We start from the raw sequence: 13,329 nt of genomic DNA, 5'->3' as shown, positions 1-13,329 counted from the left end.
CACGCGTTGCAATGCGCGATTCTCGCGCCGGCCGGACGATTCTCGCCATGCCGTCATTCTTCGACGAGCGCCCGCATATCCACCGTGCGCTCATTCACGGCGCTGCGCCGTTTTGCGAGCCACATCATGAACGTGACGAAACTGCCGAACACGACGATGATCCATTGCGCCGGCATCTTCGCGATGAGCAGCAGCGCGTAGGCGCCAAGCATCAGCAGCACGGCCAGATTCTGGTTGAAATTCTGCACCGCGATCGAATGCCCGGCGGAGAGCAAGGTCGCGCCGCGATGCTGGAGTATCGCGTTCATCGGCACGATAAAAAAGCCCGACAGGGCGCCGAGCAGGATCATCAAGGGATAGGCGAGCAGGATATAGATCGGCAGCACGTACGCGCCGATACGGATGCCGGCGCCCGCTGGAAACAGGTCCTTGTTGTAGAACGCCACGGCGACCGCGACCGCGCCGGTGAGGATGCCGACCGGCAACACGCGCAGCGAACTGCGCAACGGAATCAGCGCGGCCGCGGCCGCCGCGCCGACGGCGATGCCGAGCCCCGTCACGCCTTGCATCACCGCGGCCTTCGACAGCGACAAGCCGAGGTTCACGTTGGCCCATTTGAGCACCAGCAATTGCAGCGTGACGGCACCGCCCCACATCAGCGTCGTGACCCACAGCGCGATCTGCGCGAGCTTGTCGGCCCACAATACGTTGAAGCAATGATAGAAGTCGCCGATCAGTTTCTTGGGCTCGGCCAAGCGGTTCGGATAGCGCGCGCCGGTGTCGGGAATGAAGATGTTGATCCCCGCCGCGATCGCATACGTGACCATCACCGCGAACATCGCCAGATCGGCGGAGGAGCGGATCAGCGGCAGATGGGCATGCGCGACGAATCTGTCGGCGAGCGTGCTGATCAGCGCGCCGCCGACCATGGTGCCGACAATGGTCGACAGGACGGTGGCCGATTCGAGCCACGCGTTCGCCTTGACGAGTTTTTCCGCGGGCAGGAGCTCGGTGAGAATGCCGTATTTGGCCGGCGAATACGCGGCCGCGCCAAAACCGACCACGCCGTACGCAATCATCGGATGGACGCCGGCGATCATCATCAGGCAACCGCCCGCCTTGAGCGCGTTGGAGATGAACATGACGTGCCGCTTTTGCATCGCGTCGGCGAATGCGCCGACGAAGGGGGCGAGCAACACGTAGGAAACGGTGAAGAAAATCTGCAGCAGCGGCGTGACCCAGGCGGCCGAACGGATCACCGATAGCAGGGCGATGGCGGCGATCAGCAGTGCGTTGTCAGCGAGCGACGAAATGAACTGCGCCGCGATGATTGTGTAGAAGCCTTTTTTCATGAAGCGGATCGGAAGCTGCGCGTAAATCGGGTGCGAAGCAGGGCGCAGCAAGAAGCGCGCAAAACGCGTCCGGCGATGGAGCGTGCCGGCGCGGCCTCCCGCTTTGTAGCACGAACGCCTGCCGGATGCAGGCGCGCCAACGAAAAAGCGGCCGAAGCCGCTTTACGTATGGTCCGGTGTACCGGTGCAACGCCGGCCAGATGACGGACTCAGGCGCCAGACCTGAAACCCGAGACCTGAAACCTTAAGCCGATTGCTGGCGTGTGCGGCTATAGCGCGACAGGATCGGGATCATCTGCGCATAGACCTTCGGATTGCCCGCGACGATTTCGCCGACGTGCAGGAAGTCCGAGTCGCCCGTGTAATTGCCGACCAGACCGCCGGCTTCCGTGATCAGCAGGCTGCCTGCGGCGACGTCCCACGGACTCAGGCCCTGCTCGAAGAAGCCGTCCATACGGCCCGCGGCAACATTGGCCAGATCGAGCGCGGCGGCGCCCGGACGGCGCAGGCCGGCGCAGGCTTCGGTCATTTCAGCGAACTGGCGGCCGTACGCTTCGATACCGTCCTTTTCACGGAACGGGAAGCCGGTGCCGATCAGGCCGTCCGCCAGGCGGTCGCGCTTGGCAACGCGAATGCGGCGGTCGTTCAGGAACGCGCCGCGGCCGCGCGAAGCGGTGAACAGGTCGTTGCGGGTCGGATCGTAGACCACGGATTGCGTCACGATGCCCTTGTGGGCGAGCGCGATCGACACGCAGTAGTACGGGAAGCCGTGGATGAAATTGGTGGTGCCGTCGAGCGGATCGATGATCCACTGGTATTCGGACTCGTTGTCCGACTTGCCGGATTCTTCGGCGAGGATGGCGTGATCGGGGTAGGCTGTCTTGAGCGTATCGATGATCGCCGCTTCAGATGCTTTGTCGACCTCCGTGACGAAATCGTTGTGCTGTTTCTTGCTGACCTGGAGAAGATCGAGGTCGAGCGACGCGCGGTTGATGATCTGGGCTGCGCGGCGCGCGGCCTTCACAGCGATATTGAGCATGGGATGCATGAGACTGGATCCTTGTGCCGGGGCAGCGCGGCTGCTTACCGGTAAATGAGCGCGGGATGAGCGCCAATTGAGCGCCGTCAAAAGGCGCGGAAACAGCACGGAACGCACGTCCGGTAAAGAACCGGGTGCGCATTCCGCCGACGGAGACGAATTGGATAAGAACGAGGCGCCGGACTTTTCGTAGGCGATAGGCCAGGCGCGAATCCCGCTATTTTACCTGAGTCCGGGCGCGGCGGCAGCGCTTGCTGCCCGGCATGGCGTGCGACGGTCCAGTTGAGCGGTTCTGGCGCGACGGATATGCACAATTTATGCACAATTCGGAGCCGACGCGGGGTTGGCGCTACCATACGCGTTCTTTAGCTTGCCGGGTTTCATCGTGGACCACACCCACCATTCTTCCGATCCCGCCGTGGCGGAACTGCGCGGCGGTTTTACGTCGACGCGCTTCGTGCTCGTCGAGCCCAGCCATCCCGGCAACGTCGGCGCCGCGGCGCGGGCGCTGAAAACCATGGGTTTCTCGCGCCTCGTGCTGGTGTCGCCCCGTGTGCCGCACGTGCAAAGCGATCCGGAAGCCATCGCCATGGCGAGCGGCGCCGACGACGTGCTGGCGTCCGCTCACGTCGTGCCGACGCTTGCCGATGCGTTGAGCGGTGTGCATTGGTCGATTGCGCTGACCGCCCGGCTGCGCGAATACGGGCCGCCGCAATGGACGCCGCGTGCCGCGGCCGGCGTCGCGCGCGAGCAGGCGGTGCATGGCGAGATCGCGCTGGTGTTCGGCAACGAGCGCACGGGTTTGTCTAACGAGGACGTCGAACGTTGCAGCGCGCTCGCGCATATTCCGGCCAATCCCGCCTACAGTTCGCTCAATCTTGCGCAGGCCGTGCAGGTGTTGGCGTATGAATTGCGCACGGCGTATCTGTCCGCGGGCGAGGCAATGCCTGCCGCATCCGCAGTGGCCCAAGCGGCCGCCGGGCAGGGCGAGCCGGTCGGCGCGCGGGCAGCGAGCGACGAAATCGAAAGCATGTACGCGCATCTGGAAAGCGCGCTGGTCGCGCTCGAGTTTCTCGATCCGGCCAATCCGAAGAAATTGATGTCCCGCTTGCGACGCCTGTTCGCGCGTTCCGGTCTGGAGCGCGAGGAGGTGAATATCGTGCGCGGCATCGCCAAGCATATTCTGCTGAAGACCAGGCCGCCCGGCGACGACGCGTCTTAAGGGCTGCTTGCCCATCAATCTACGACCTTGCCGGCAGCGTGGGCTTCCGGCAGGTTTCGCGCAATCGCCCTACAATCGCTCGAAACGTTCTAAGCAAAGCTGCCGATCTGCTATGCGGCAAGCATCCGCCGTGCGTGGTGTTTCACGCATGCGGTCTCTTTTCCCACAACACAGTCCCTGCCATGTTCACGAGACTCCGCGAAGACATCGCCACGATCCGCGAGCGCGATCCCGCCGCCCGCAGCGCCTGGGAAGTCCTCACGTGTTACCCGGGTCTGCACGCGCTCGTGCTGCACCGGCTCGCGCACGCATGCTGGCAGGCCAAACGCCGCTGGCTCGCGCGTTTCATCTCGCAGATCGCGCGTTTCATGACCGGCATCGAAATCCATCCGGGCGCGACGCTGGGCCGCCGCGTGTTTATCGATCACGGCATGGGCGTCGTGATCGGCGAGACGGCGCAAGTCGGCGACGACTGCACGATTTACCAGGGCGTCACGCTCGGCGGCACGTCGCTCACGCGGGGTGCGAAACGGCATCCCACGCTTGAACGCGGGGTGATCGTCGGCGCGGGGGCGAAGGTGCTCGGCGGCTTCACGATCGGCGCGGACGCGAAGATCGGCTCGAACGCGGTGGTGACGAAGCCGGTGCCGGCGCGTGGCACGGCGGTGGGCAATCCGGCGCGGATTATCGTTCCGGCGGCGGCTGCCGTGGTTGCCGAAGCGGCGGGTTTGGCGAGCGCGTCGGCCAATGGTGTGCCGCGCGAGGCGAAGTCTACGTCGGAAACGAGCGCGTTCTGCGCCTACGGCATCACGCCGAATGCGGACGATCCGGTGTCGCTGGCGATTCACGGCCTGATCGATCACGCCGCCACGCAATCGAAGCGTATCGACGAAATCGTCGGCGCGCTGGAGCGGCTGGGAACAAGTCTGGAAGGTTTGCAAGGCGCCGACGCGGCGCTGCTCGATCTGAGGCGCCTGTCGGCCGCGATTGCAGGAAAGGTGGAAGGGGTAGCGGCGGAGCGCTAGTCAATCCAGCGGCAACGCCCGAATCCCTTCCGCATCGATCCGCAGATAACCGCCACGGCGCTCGCCGTGGTCGAGATCCCAATCCGGCAACACCCAGCGCGTGCCGTCCGGCTCGCGATGCCGCGCCGGACGATGCGTGTGCCCATGAATGATCGTGGCCGTTTTCGATGTCTTGAATAGCGCAGCGACGGCCTTCGGCGTCACATCATACTTCGATGAAACCGGACGCGAACGGCCTTGCTCGCTTTTCGAGCGCATGTTCTCCGCAAGCGCCTGGCGCCAGCGAAATGGCCACGCGAGAAACAGCATCTGCGCAGCACGGTTGCGCGCAAAGCGCCGGAAAAATTGATACCCGCGATCCGCGGTGCAAAGGCCGTCTCCATGCGCGAGCACGACCCGCGTGCCGAATGCGGTGATCACGAACGGATCCGGCAGCCAGATCGCGCCGGCCGCTTTCATGAAGCGCTTGCCGAGCAGAAAATCGCGATTGCCATGCATGATGTAGAGCGCGATGCCGCGTTCCGACAGCGTGTGCAGCAACGCCGCCATCCGCGCGACGAACGGCTCGACGAGCATGTCGTCGCCGATCCAGTACTCGAACAGATCGCCGAGAATGAAAACCGAATCCGCCTGCTCGGCCGTGACGCGGACGAAGTGCTCGAACGCGGCGACCGTGCGCGGAATCGCCTCACTCAGATGAATATCGGAGAGGAAAAAAAACGGGCGTGCGGCGTGCGGGCGCTTGCCCTCGCCAGGCACGCCCGCGGCGACGCTTCGCAGCGGCGTTTCTTGCAGCATTGAAGGTGCCTGATGTCAGTTCAAACGGGTTGGTCCTGATCGGACGCTTAGTCGACGATCACCGCTTTTTCGATCACGACGTCGTCGGCCGGCACGTCCTGATGGAAGCCCTTCGAACCCGTCTTGACCTTCTTGATCTTCTCGACGATGTCCATGCCTTCGACCACCTTGCCGAACACGGCGTAGCCCCAGCCCTGCGGCGTCGGCGACGAGTGGTTCAGGAAGTCGTTGTCGTTCACGTTGATGAAGAATTGCGCGGTCGCCGAATGCGGGTCGTTCGTACGAGCCATCGCGATCGAGCCGTTGACGTTCTTCAGGCCGTTGTTCGCTTCGTTGGTGATCGGCTCAGCCGTCGGCTTCTGCTTCATGCCGGGTTCGAAACCGCCGCCCTGGATCATGAAGCCGTCGATCACGCGGTGGAACACCGTGTTGTCGTAGTGACCGGCCTTCACGTAGTTGAGGAAGTTCTCAACCGACTTCGGCGCCTTTTCGGCATTCAGTTCGAGTTTGATGACGCCGTGGTTCGTATGCAGTTCAACCATGATGGAATCCTTTGATGAACGGAGTGGGTAAAAGGCGCGGCCGCTCGTCTTGAGGTGCGATGACGACGGGCCGCGCCGGGGGCGTAGGTTTAGCGCTGACTTCCTGGGCGGCGTGTTTGGCGCCGTTTTTTGTTCTGTTTTTTGTTCTGTTACTTGCCGACAACCGTAGCCGATTCGATCACGACCGCTTTTTGCGGCACGTCGCTCATCGGGCCGCGTGTGGTGGTCGGCGTGCCTTCGATCTTCTTCACGACGTCTATGCCGCTCGTGACCTTGCCGAACACCGCGTAGCCGTTGCCGTCCGGATTCGGATAGTCGAGGCCGGCGTTGTCCACCGTGTTGATGAAGAACTGCGCCGTGGCCGAATTCGGGTCGCTGGTGCGCGCCATGGCGAGCGTGCCGGCGGCGTTCTTCAGACCGTTACGGCTTTCGAGCGGAATCGGCGCGCGCGTGGGCTTCTCAGCGAAGCTCTGCGTATAACCGCCGCCCTGAATCATGAAGCCGCGAATCACGCGATGAAAAATCGTGCCGCTGTACTGGCCGGACTTCACGTAGTCGAGGAAGTTGGCAACCGTTTTCGGCGCCTTCTCAGGATACAACTCGACGCGGATGTCACCTTCCGTGGTCTTGAAGAGGACGGACGGATGCGCGGCCTGCGAACCGGACTGGGCAAAGGCGGGAGCGTTTGCGATCAGGGCGGCGCTGCCGAGCGCCAACATCAACCATTTCATGAAGATCCTCAGGGTTGGAAAAAACGTGTTGCCGAAAACGGTGACGGTGTTACTGCGACGGCGCCATGTAAGGCGGCATGGCGAGCGAGCCATTTGCGCCGCCGTACTGGAAGCTCGGCGTTTGCGTCATGTCAGCGGTGGGGCGCACGGCGCTGGCCTCGGCAGGCGCCGCGGCTTTTTTCGCCGGCGCGGCGCCCTTGGGCGGCGAGACGATCTTCTGGATGTCGGCGAGGCGCTGCGTGGTGGTGGCGCTCGCTTTGCCGAGGCCTTGCGCGCGACGGTACGCTGCGTCGGCCATGCGCAGATACAGATCGCCGAGATTCTCGTATGCGAGGCCGTAGCTCGGGTTCACCTTGGTCGCCGTTTCGAGCGCGGCGCGTGCCTCGGCATAACGGCCGTGCTTCGCGTAGAGCGCAGCCAGGTTGTTATACGGTTCGGGCAGTTCCGGATACAGTTGCGTGAGTTCGGTGAACGCGGTGATCGCATCGTCGTCGCGATTCAGGTGGGCCAGCACCGTGCCGCGCTTGAATTTTGCCTGCGCGTCGTGCGGATTCGAGGCGATGCGCGCGTCGAGTTGGGTGAGCGAGGCTTGCCAGTTCTTCTGCGCAATCGACGCGTCGATCTCCGGCGTGTTGTCACGCACGGCAGGGCCCTGCGGCATCGTGGCGGCTTTCTGCGCGTACGCGGCAGCACCCGGCAAGACCGTGAGGGCGACGGCGCAGAACGCCGTCGCGGCGAGGGTCGCAGCGCTGCGCGCGCGGCCGCTGGAAGGTTTCATAGGCTCGGGTCTGGATGTTATACTCCGACCCATTCTAACAAAAGGTCTGCGCGTTCCGTCGAACCGCAAACTGTCTTTTCGCCACTCGTGGTCGTCTCCGCCTTGAACGCAGCCTGACCGCCGCACCAGGTGCACCGGTTTGCTGCTGTGCCTGTGTTAGTGCAAAGCTTGGTGCAAAGCGGCTGTACAGAGCGCATCCGCCGTTTTTTTGCGGGGTGCCTCATGCACGAAGCAGCGCACGAAACAGCACGAACACATTGCGGATTTCTTTCGGCCCACGCACCGTTCTCTATGGAATCACTGCGCATCTACAACACGCTCGCGCGTGACAAGCAAACTTTCGTGCCGCGGCAAGATGGCGTCGTGCGGATGTACGTCTGCGGGATGACCGTGTACGATTATTGTCACGTCGGTCATGCGCGGGTGATGGTCGTGTTCGACATCGTGCAACGGTGGTTGCGCACGCTCGGTTACGACGTGACCTACGTGCGCAACATCACGGATATCGACGACAAGATCATCCGGCGCGCCGTGGAGAACGGCGAAACGATCAAGTCGCTGACCGATCGCTTCATCAAGGCCTTGCATGAAGATGCGGACGCACTCGGCATCGAGCGGCCCGATCTGGAACCGCGCGCCACCGATTTCATCCCGCAGATGCTCGGCATGATCGAGAAGCTCGAGGCGAACGGTTACGCCTATCAGGCAGCCGACGGCGACGTGAACTACGCGGTGCGCAAGTTCGCGGGCTACGGCAAGCTGTCGGGCAAGTCGCTCGAAGATCTGCGCGCGGGCGAGCGCGTCGCCGCGAACGACGCGAAGCAGGACCCGCTCGACTTCGTGCTGTGGAAGCAGGCGAAGCCGGAGGAACCGGCCGACACCGGCTGGGAGTCGAAGTACGGGCGCGGCCGTCCGGGCTGGCATATCGAATGCTCGGCGATGGGCTGCACGTTGCTCGGCGAGCATTTCGACATTCACGGCGGCGGTCAGGATCTGCAGTTTCCGCACCATGAGAACGAGATCGCGCAGAGCGAAGCTGCCACCGGACAAACCTTCGTCAATTACTGGATGCACAACGGCTACGTTCAGATCGACAATGAGAAGATGTCGAAGTCGTTGAATAACTTCTTTACGATCCGCGAAGTATTGGCGCAGTACGATGCCGAAGTCGTACGTTTTTTCATCGCGCGCGCGCATTACCGCTCGCCGTTGAATTACAGCGACGTGCATATCGACGACGCCCGCAGTGCGCTGACGCGTTTGTACACCGCGCTGAAAGACGTCACGCCGGACAGCGCGGAGCTCGACTGGAACGAAGCGCATGCGCAGCGTTTTCAGGCAGCAATGAACGACGACTTCAACACGCCGGTTGCAGTGTCGGTGTTGTTCGAGTTGGCAACTGAAGTAAACCGCACGCGCGACCCCGCGCTGGCCCGTCAACTGCGCTCGCTTGGCGCGGTGATCGGCTTGCTCGGCCGGGAGCCGCGTGCCTACCTGCAGCAGGCTGCGGGCGCCGCCGCGCAAGGCGCGCTCGACGCCGCCGCGATCGAAGCGAAGATCGCCGCGCGTGTGGCCGCCAAGCAGGCGAAAGACTATACGGCAGCAGACCGGATCCGGGCCGAATTGCTCGAGGCCGGCGTTGCACTTGAAGACAAACCCGGCGGGTTGACCGAGTGGCGGCGCGTGTGAGCGCACCTCGACCTTCCCTCTGATCGACTCGCCAGGCAGGAGGCAGGATGGCAACGGCCACGAAGACGCCGGCTAAACGAGCCACGTCTCAAACAAACGCGGCAAGCGCGGTAAAGTCGACACGAACGTCGGCTCGTGCGGGCGGCGGCGCGGTAAAGAATGCATCGTTGAAAGGCGCCGGGGCGGCGGCGAAGACGGGCGCGCGTGCAGCGACGGGTGGTGCGGCGACGGCGGCGAAGAAGGCCACCGTCAAGCAGGCCACCGTCAAGCGCGGGCTGAACGGCGCGTCGGCGCACGCGCCTGTTTCGACACGCGCCAGGACGCCGCGCGCAAAAACCAATGGTGCGTTGCCTGCTGAACTCGCCGGCGACGTGCAGGAACTCGCGCGCGTGACGCACGAAGGACACGAAGGCGAGGTCGTGCGCAAGACACGCGCGTCGTCGAGTGCGGGCGGCGAAGCAGCGGGTGTTGCCGAACTCGCGGTCCCGGTGCAGATCGGCGGCCTCACGCCGGAAGTCACCCGTCCGGCGTATTGGGACAAGGCATGCGCAGACCTCGTCAAGCGCGATCGCATCCTGAAGAAGCTGATTCCGAAGTTCGGTCCGGTCCATCTGCTGAGCCGTGGCGACCCGTTCGTCACGCTCGCGCGTTCGGTGGTCGGGCAGCAGATTTCGGTGGCGTCCGCGCAAGCCGTGTGGGCGAAAGTCGAGGCGGCGTGTCCGAAGCTCGTGCCGCAGCAGTTCATCAAGCTCGGTCAGGACAAGCTGACCGCGTGCGGGCTGTCCAGGCGCAAGGCCGAATATGTGCTCGATCTCGCGCAGCACTTCGTGTCGGGCGCATTGCACGTCGGCAAGTGGACCTCGATGGACGACGAAGCGGTGATTGCCGAACTCACGCAGATTCGCGGCATCGGTCGCTGGACCGCGGAGATGTTCCTGATCTTCAATCTGTCGCGCCCGGACGTGCTGCCGCTGGACGACCTCGGCCTGATCCGAGCGATCAGCGTCAATTACTTCAGCGGCGAACCGGTTACGCGCAGTGAAGCGCGCGAGGTCGCGGCGAACTGGGAGCCGTGGCGCACCGTTGCCACCTGGTATATGTGGCGGAGTCTGGATCCGTTGCCGGTCGACTATTAAAAGCGCCGCCAAAGCCGGCGCTTCGCGCCAGGCTCCCCGCGGACTTCCCGCGGGGCGGAGAACGCGGGGCGGCCCGGCGGTTTCTTGAGAAGAACAAGAAGCAGTGTTTTTTGAAAAGCTATCAATTGTTAAAAATTGATAGTTGCGAGATGGTTTTGACATCGGCGAGCGCGGTTAGAATACGCGCTGCCGGTAAGTCCAAGGATTACAACCAATGAAGACCACCTTTCTGGATTTCGAACAGCCGATCGCTGAACTCGAAGCGAAGATCGAAGAATTGCGCTTCGTGCAGGACGATTCGGCCGTCGATATTTCGGAAGAGATCGAGCGGCTGTCCAAGAAGAGTCAACAGCTCACCAAAGATCTGTACGCGAACCTCACCCCGTGGCAGGTCTCGCAAATCGCCCGACACCCCCAACGCCCGTACACGTTCGACTACGTGAACGAGCTGTTCACCGATTTCCACGAACTGCACGGCGACCGCAACTATGCGGACGACCTGTCGATCGTCGGTGGCCTCGCGCGTTTCAACGGCCAGGCTTGCATGGTGATCGGCCATCAGAAGGGCCGTGACACGAAGGAGCGCGCGCTGCGCAACTTCGGCATGCCGCGTCCGGAAGGCTATCGCAAGGCCGAGCGGCTGATGCGTCTCGCCGAGAAGTTCGGTTTGCCGATTTTCACGTTCATCGATACGCCCGGCGCCTACCCAGGCATCGGCGCGGAAGAGCGCGGCCAGTCGGAGGCGATCGGCCGCAATCTGTATGTGATGGCTGAACTCAAGACGCCGCTGATCGCCACGATCATCGGTGAAGGCGGTTCGGGCGGCGCGCTCGCGATTGCCGTCGGCGACAGCGTGCTGATGCTGCAGTTCTCGACCTATTCGGTGATTTCGCCAGAAGGGTGCGCGTCGATCCTGTGGAAGAGCGCCGCGAAAGCGCCGGAAGCCGCGGAAGCGCTCGGCCTGACCGCGCATCGTCTCAAGGCGCTCGGCCTGATCGACAAGATCGTCAACGAACCGCTGGGCGGTGCGCATCGCGATCCGAAGGGCATGGCCGCGATGCTGCGCCGTGCGCTCGCCGACTCGCTGCGCCAGTTCCAGGGCATGAGCATCAACGACCTGCGTCAACGCCGTTTCGAACGGTTGATGTCGTACGGCAAGTTCAAGGAAACGACGCCGGGTGCTTAAACCCGCGCGCGTTCTCTTTCGTCTTTCAGCGCTTCACGCGCTAGCGACGTGACTCCCACCGCCGATTCGCCCGCCGACCGCCTCGTTCTCGAGGCAGTCGGCGTCGCGCTGTCCGCGTTGCCGGCGGACGCGCGCATTGCGGTGGCGTTCAGTGGCGGCGTCGATTCGAGCGTGCTGCTCGATGCGGCGGTGCGCGTCGCGGGGGCGTCGCGTTGTGTCGCGCTGCATGTGCATCATGGCCTCAGTGCGCATGCCGACGAGTGGCTCGCGCATTGCGAGGCATTTGCGCGGGAACGTGGCGTCGAATTCGCGGCGCAGCGTGTCGAGGTGTCGCGTGACGCGGGTGTGAGTGTCGAGGCCGCGGCGCGCGATGCGCGTTATCGGGCGCTCGATGCAATGTGCGCAACATGCGCCGTTCACACGCTATGGCTCGCGCAACATGCGGACGACCAGGCGGAGACGGTGCTGTTGCAATTGCTGCGCGGCGCGGGCCTGGCGGGTCTTGCCGCGATGGCGCCCGAGTACTTGCCGGCGGGTGCTTCCGCGGTGCGCGTGAGGCCGTTGTTGCATCTGCCGCGTGCGCAACTCGAGCAGTATGCGTACGTCCGCGATCTCTACTGGATCGACGATGAATCGAACGTGGACACACGTTACGCGCGCAACGCATTGCGTCACGAGGTGACGCCGGCGCTGGCCATCCATTTTCCTGGTTTTCGCGACGCGCTCGCGCGCACGGCCGCGCATGCGGCATCGGCGCAACGTCTGCTCGACGATCTCGCACGCATCGATCTGGTCGAAGCAGCGCGCGAAGACGGCCGCGCGCTCTCGCATGACGCGCTGCTCAGCCTCGACGACGATCGCGCGCTCAATCTGTTGCGCTACTGGATGCGCACGCTGGGTCTCGTCGCGGCATCGACCGCGCGTCTCACCGACGCTTTGCGGCAGCTACGCGAAGTCGGCGAAGCAGGCGAGGGCAATAGCTTGCGTATCGATCACGCCGGGCAGGCTTTGCGCAGTTATCGTGGCCTCATCTACTGGGAAGCGGGCGATAGCGGCGAACCCGCGGACGAAACGGCGCTCTCGATGCGAGCAGTCAGCGAACTCGCATGGCAGGGTGAAGCGATCTGGCGGTTGCCGCAATGGCGGGGCACCTTTGTGTTTGTCGCCGTGGCTGATGCCGGTGTCGAGGGGGATGCTTCCGGCAATGCCGAAGCGGTCTCGGAAGATCCCGATACGCTTCCCGTCAGCGTGCTGCGCCGGGCATTGTTGAGTGCGCGTTCGCGCAGCGGCGGCGAACGGATGCGCACGAGCGCGGCACCCGGCAGCCCGAGCCGCACGCTGAAAAACCTGTTCCAGGAACACGGCATTCCTGCATGGAAGCGCGACGTGCCGCTGCTTTACGTCGGCGACGATCTGCTGTTCGTGCCCTTGCTCGGCCTGAACCGCGCGGCGTTGCCCGAGCAGGTCGATGCGGCCGGCCAGCGCGTCCGGATCACCTGGCGCGACGATCTGCTGATCGCATGACCGACCGGTCGGACGCACGGGTTATCCATCCGGTGAATCGTGGAAATAGGGCGCAAAACCGCACCGGATAAGCCTTTTCAAGCGCAAATCGGGGCCATTCGACGGGCATTGCGGCTTGTCTTTTTGCGCCCGATCAGGTAATTTAACTTGTTTGCCCGACCCGATTTCGCCGTCGCTTTTGTCAATTTTGTCGTATTTGCCGGTTTCCGAGCGCGATCCGTCGTTTCCGGTGAGCCACTAGCGATCATTCCCGGGCAAATCCACGCGTGTTATACGCGCGCTGCATCCACGCCGCCAACACTCTGCC

Annotated in this window: 12 protein-coding genes; 6 read left to right on the top strand and 6 right to left on the bottom strand. The window is 63.5% G+C overall.

Going from position 1 to position 13,329, the window contains the following annotated elements; all coding sequences use genetic code 11:
- Positions 1–53 precede the first annotated feature (53 nt).
- A complete protein-coding gene (lplT, locus tag DSC91_RS18575; protein ID WP_115783325.1) occupies positions 54–1,352 on the bottom strand; it encodes a lysophospholipid transporter LplT in 1,299 nt (432 codons plus the stop codon).
- A gap of 244 nt (positions 1,353–1,596) precedes the next feature.
- Positions 1,597–2,400 (bottom strand): inositol monophosphatase family protein, encoded by an 804-nt coding sequence (locus DSC91_RS18570; protein WP_115780313.1) that lies wholly within the window; start codon positions 2,398–2,400, stop codon positions 1,597–1,599.
- Between the two features lie 376 nt (positions 2,401–2,776).
- On the opposite strand from DSC91_RS18570, the gene DSC91_RS18565 reads away from it, so the two are divergent.
- A complete protein-coding gene (locus DSC91_RS18565; protein WP_115783324.1) occupies positions 2,777–3,613 on the top strand; it encodes an RNA methyltransferase in 837 nt (278 codons plus the stop codon).
- A gap of 182 nt (positions 3,614–3,795) precedes the next feature.
- Positions 3,796–4,638 (top strand): serine O-acetyltransferase, encoded by an 843-nt coding sequence (gene cysE / locus DSC91_RS18560; RefSeq protein ID WP_115780312.1) that lies wholly within the window; start codon positions 3,796–3,798, stop codon positions 4,636–4,638.
- Here the strand turns inward: cysE and DSC91_RS18555 are convergent, their stop codons facing one another.
- The 4 genes from DSC91_RS18555 to DSC91_RS18540 all read right to left on the bottom strand — a co-directional run bounded on the left by DSC91_RS18555 (position 4,639) and on the right by DSC91_RS18540 (position 7,487).
- Positions 4,639–5,436: a UDP-2,3-diacylglucosamine diphosphatase gene (locus DSC91_RS18555; protein ID WP_115780311.1), complete on the bottom strand. Its 798-nt coding sequence runs from the start codon at positions 5,434–5,436 to the stop codon at positions 4,639–4,641.
- A 47-nt stretch (positions 5,437–5,483) separates the two neighbouring features.
- A complete protein-coding gene (locus DSC91_RS18550) occupies positions 5,484–5,978 on the bottom strand; it encodes a peptidylprolyl isomerase (RefSeq protein WP_115780310.1) in 495 nt (164 codons plus the stop codon).
- A 149-nt stretch (positions 5,979–6,127) separates the two neighbouring features.
- Positions 6,128–6,709, bottom strand: a complete 582-nt coding sequence (locus DSC91_RS18545) for a peptidylprolyl isomerase (protein ID WP_115780309.1) — start codon at positions 6,707–6,709, stop codon at positions 6,128–6,130.
- Between the two features lie 49 nt (positions 6,710–6,758).
- Positions 6,759–7,487 carry a tetratricopeptide repeat protein gene (locus DSC91_RS18540; protein WP_115780308.1) on the bottom strand — a complete coding sequence of 243 codons (729 nt, stop codon included), beginning with the start codon at positions 7,485–7,487 and terminating at the stop codon, positions 6,759–6,761.
- 291 nt (positions 7,488–7,778) lie between these two features.
- On the opposite strand from DSC91_RS18540, the gene cysS reads away from it, so the two are divergent.
- The 4 genes from cysS to tilS all read left to right on the top strand — a co-directional run bounded on the left by cysS (position 7,779) and on the right by tilS (position 13,022).
- Entirely contained in the window at positions 7,779–9,176 is a 1,398-nt protein-coding gene (gene cysS / locus DSC91_RS18535) for a cysteine--tRNA ligase (RefSeq protein ID WP_115780307.1), read from the top strand.
- Between the two features lie 47 nt (positions 9,177–9,223).
- Positions 9,224–10,312 carry a DNA-3-methyladenine glycosylase family protein gene (locus DSC91_RS18530; protein WP_115780306.1) on the top strand — a complete coding sequence of 363 codons (1,089 nt, stop codon included), beginning with the start codon at positions 9,224–9,226 and terminating at the stop codon, positions 10,310–10,312.
- Between the two features lie 214 nt (positions 10,313–10,526).
- The gene (locus tag DSC91_RS18525) at positions 10,527–11,498 is read left to right on the top strand and encodes an acetyl-CoA carboxylase carboxyltransferase subunit alpha (protein ID WP_007181378.1); all 972 of its coding nucleotides are present in this window, start codon (positions 10,527–10,529) and stop codon (positions 11,496–11,498) included.
- 48 nt (positions 11,499–11,546) lie between these two features.
- Positions 11,547–13,022 (top strand): tRNA lysidine(34) synthetase TilS, encoded by a 1,476-nt coding sequence (tilS, locus tag DSC91_RS18520; RefSeq protein WP_115780305.1) that lies wholly within the window; start codon positions 11,547–11,549, stop codon positions 13,020–13,022.
- Positions 13,023–13,329: the final 307 nt, after the last annotated feature.

The organism is Paraburkholderia caffeinilytica, from assembly GCF_003368325.1.
Taxonomy (GTDB): domain Bacteria; phylum Pseudomonadota; class Gammaproteobacteria; order Burkholderiales; family Burkholderiaceae; genus Paraburkholderia; species Paraburkholderia caffeinilytica.
Note: the sequence above shows the minus strand (reverse complement) of the source record. Positions and strands in the feature narration are given on the sequence as shown.

Excerpts from the sequence above, each read along its gene's own strand:
- lplT (WP_115783325.1), bottom strand. The coding sequence starts at position 1,352 with ATGAAAAAAGGCTTCTACACAATCATCGCGGCGCAGTTCATTTCGTCG.
- DSC91_RS18570 (WP_115780313.1), bottom strand. The coding sequence starts at position 2,400 with ATGCATCCCATGCTCAATATCGCTGTGAAGGCCGCGCGCCGCGCAGCC.
- cysE (WP_115780312.1), top strand. The coding sequence starts at position 3,796 with ATGTTCACGAGACTCCGCGAAGACATCGCCACGATCCGCGAGCGCGAT.
- DSC91_RS18555 (WP_115780311.1), bottom strand. The coding sequence starts at position 5,436 with ATGCTGCAAGAAACGCCGCTGCGAAGCGTCGCCGCGGGCGTGCCTGGC.
- DSC91_RS18550 (WP_115780310.1), bottom strand. The coding sequence starts at position 5,978 with ATGGTTGAACTGCATACGAACCACGGCGTCATCAAACTCGAACTGAAT.
- DSC91_RS18545 (WP_115780309.1), bottom strand. The coding sequence starts at position 6,709 with ATGAAATGGTTGATGTTGGCGCTCGGCAGCGCCGCCCTGATCGCAAAC.
- DSC91_RS18540 (WP_115780308.1), bottom strand. The coding sequence starts at position 7,487 with ATGAAACCTTCCAGCGGCCGCGCGCGCAGCGCTGCGACCCTCGCCGCG.
- cysS (WP_115780307.1), top strand. The coding sequence starts at position 7,779 with ATGGAATCACTGCGCATCTACAACACGCTCGCGCGTGACAAGCAAACT.
- DSC91_RS18530 (WP_115780306.1), top strand. The coding sequence starts at position 9,224 with ATGGCAACGGCCACGAAGACGCCGGCTAAACGAGCCACGTCTCAAACA.
- DSC91_RS18525 (WP_007181378.1), top strand. The coding sequence starts at position 10,527 with ATGAAGACCACCTTTCTGGATTTCGAACAGCCGATCGCTGAACTCGAA.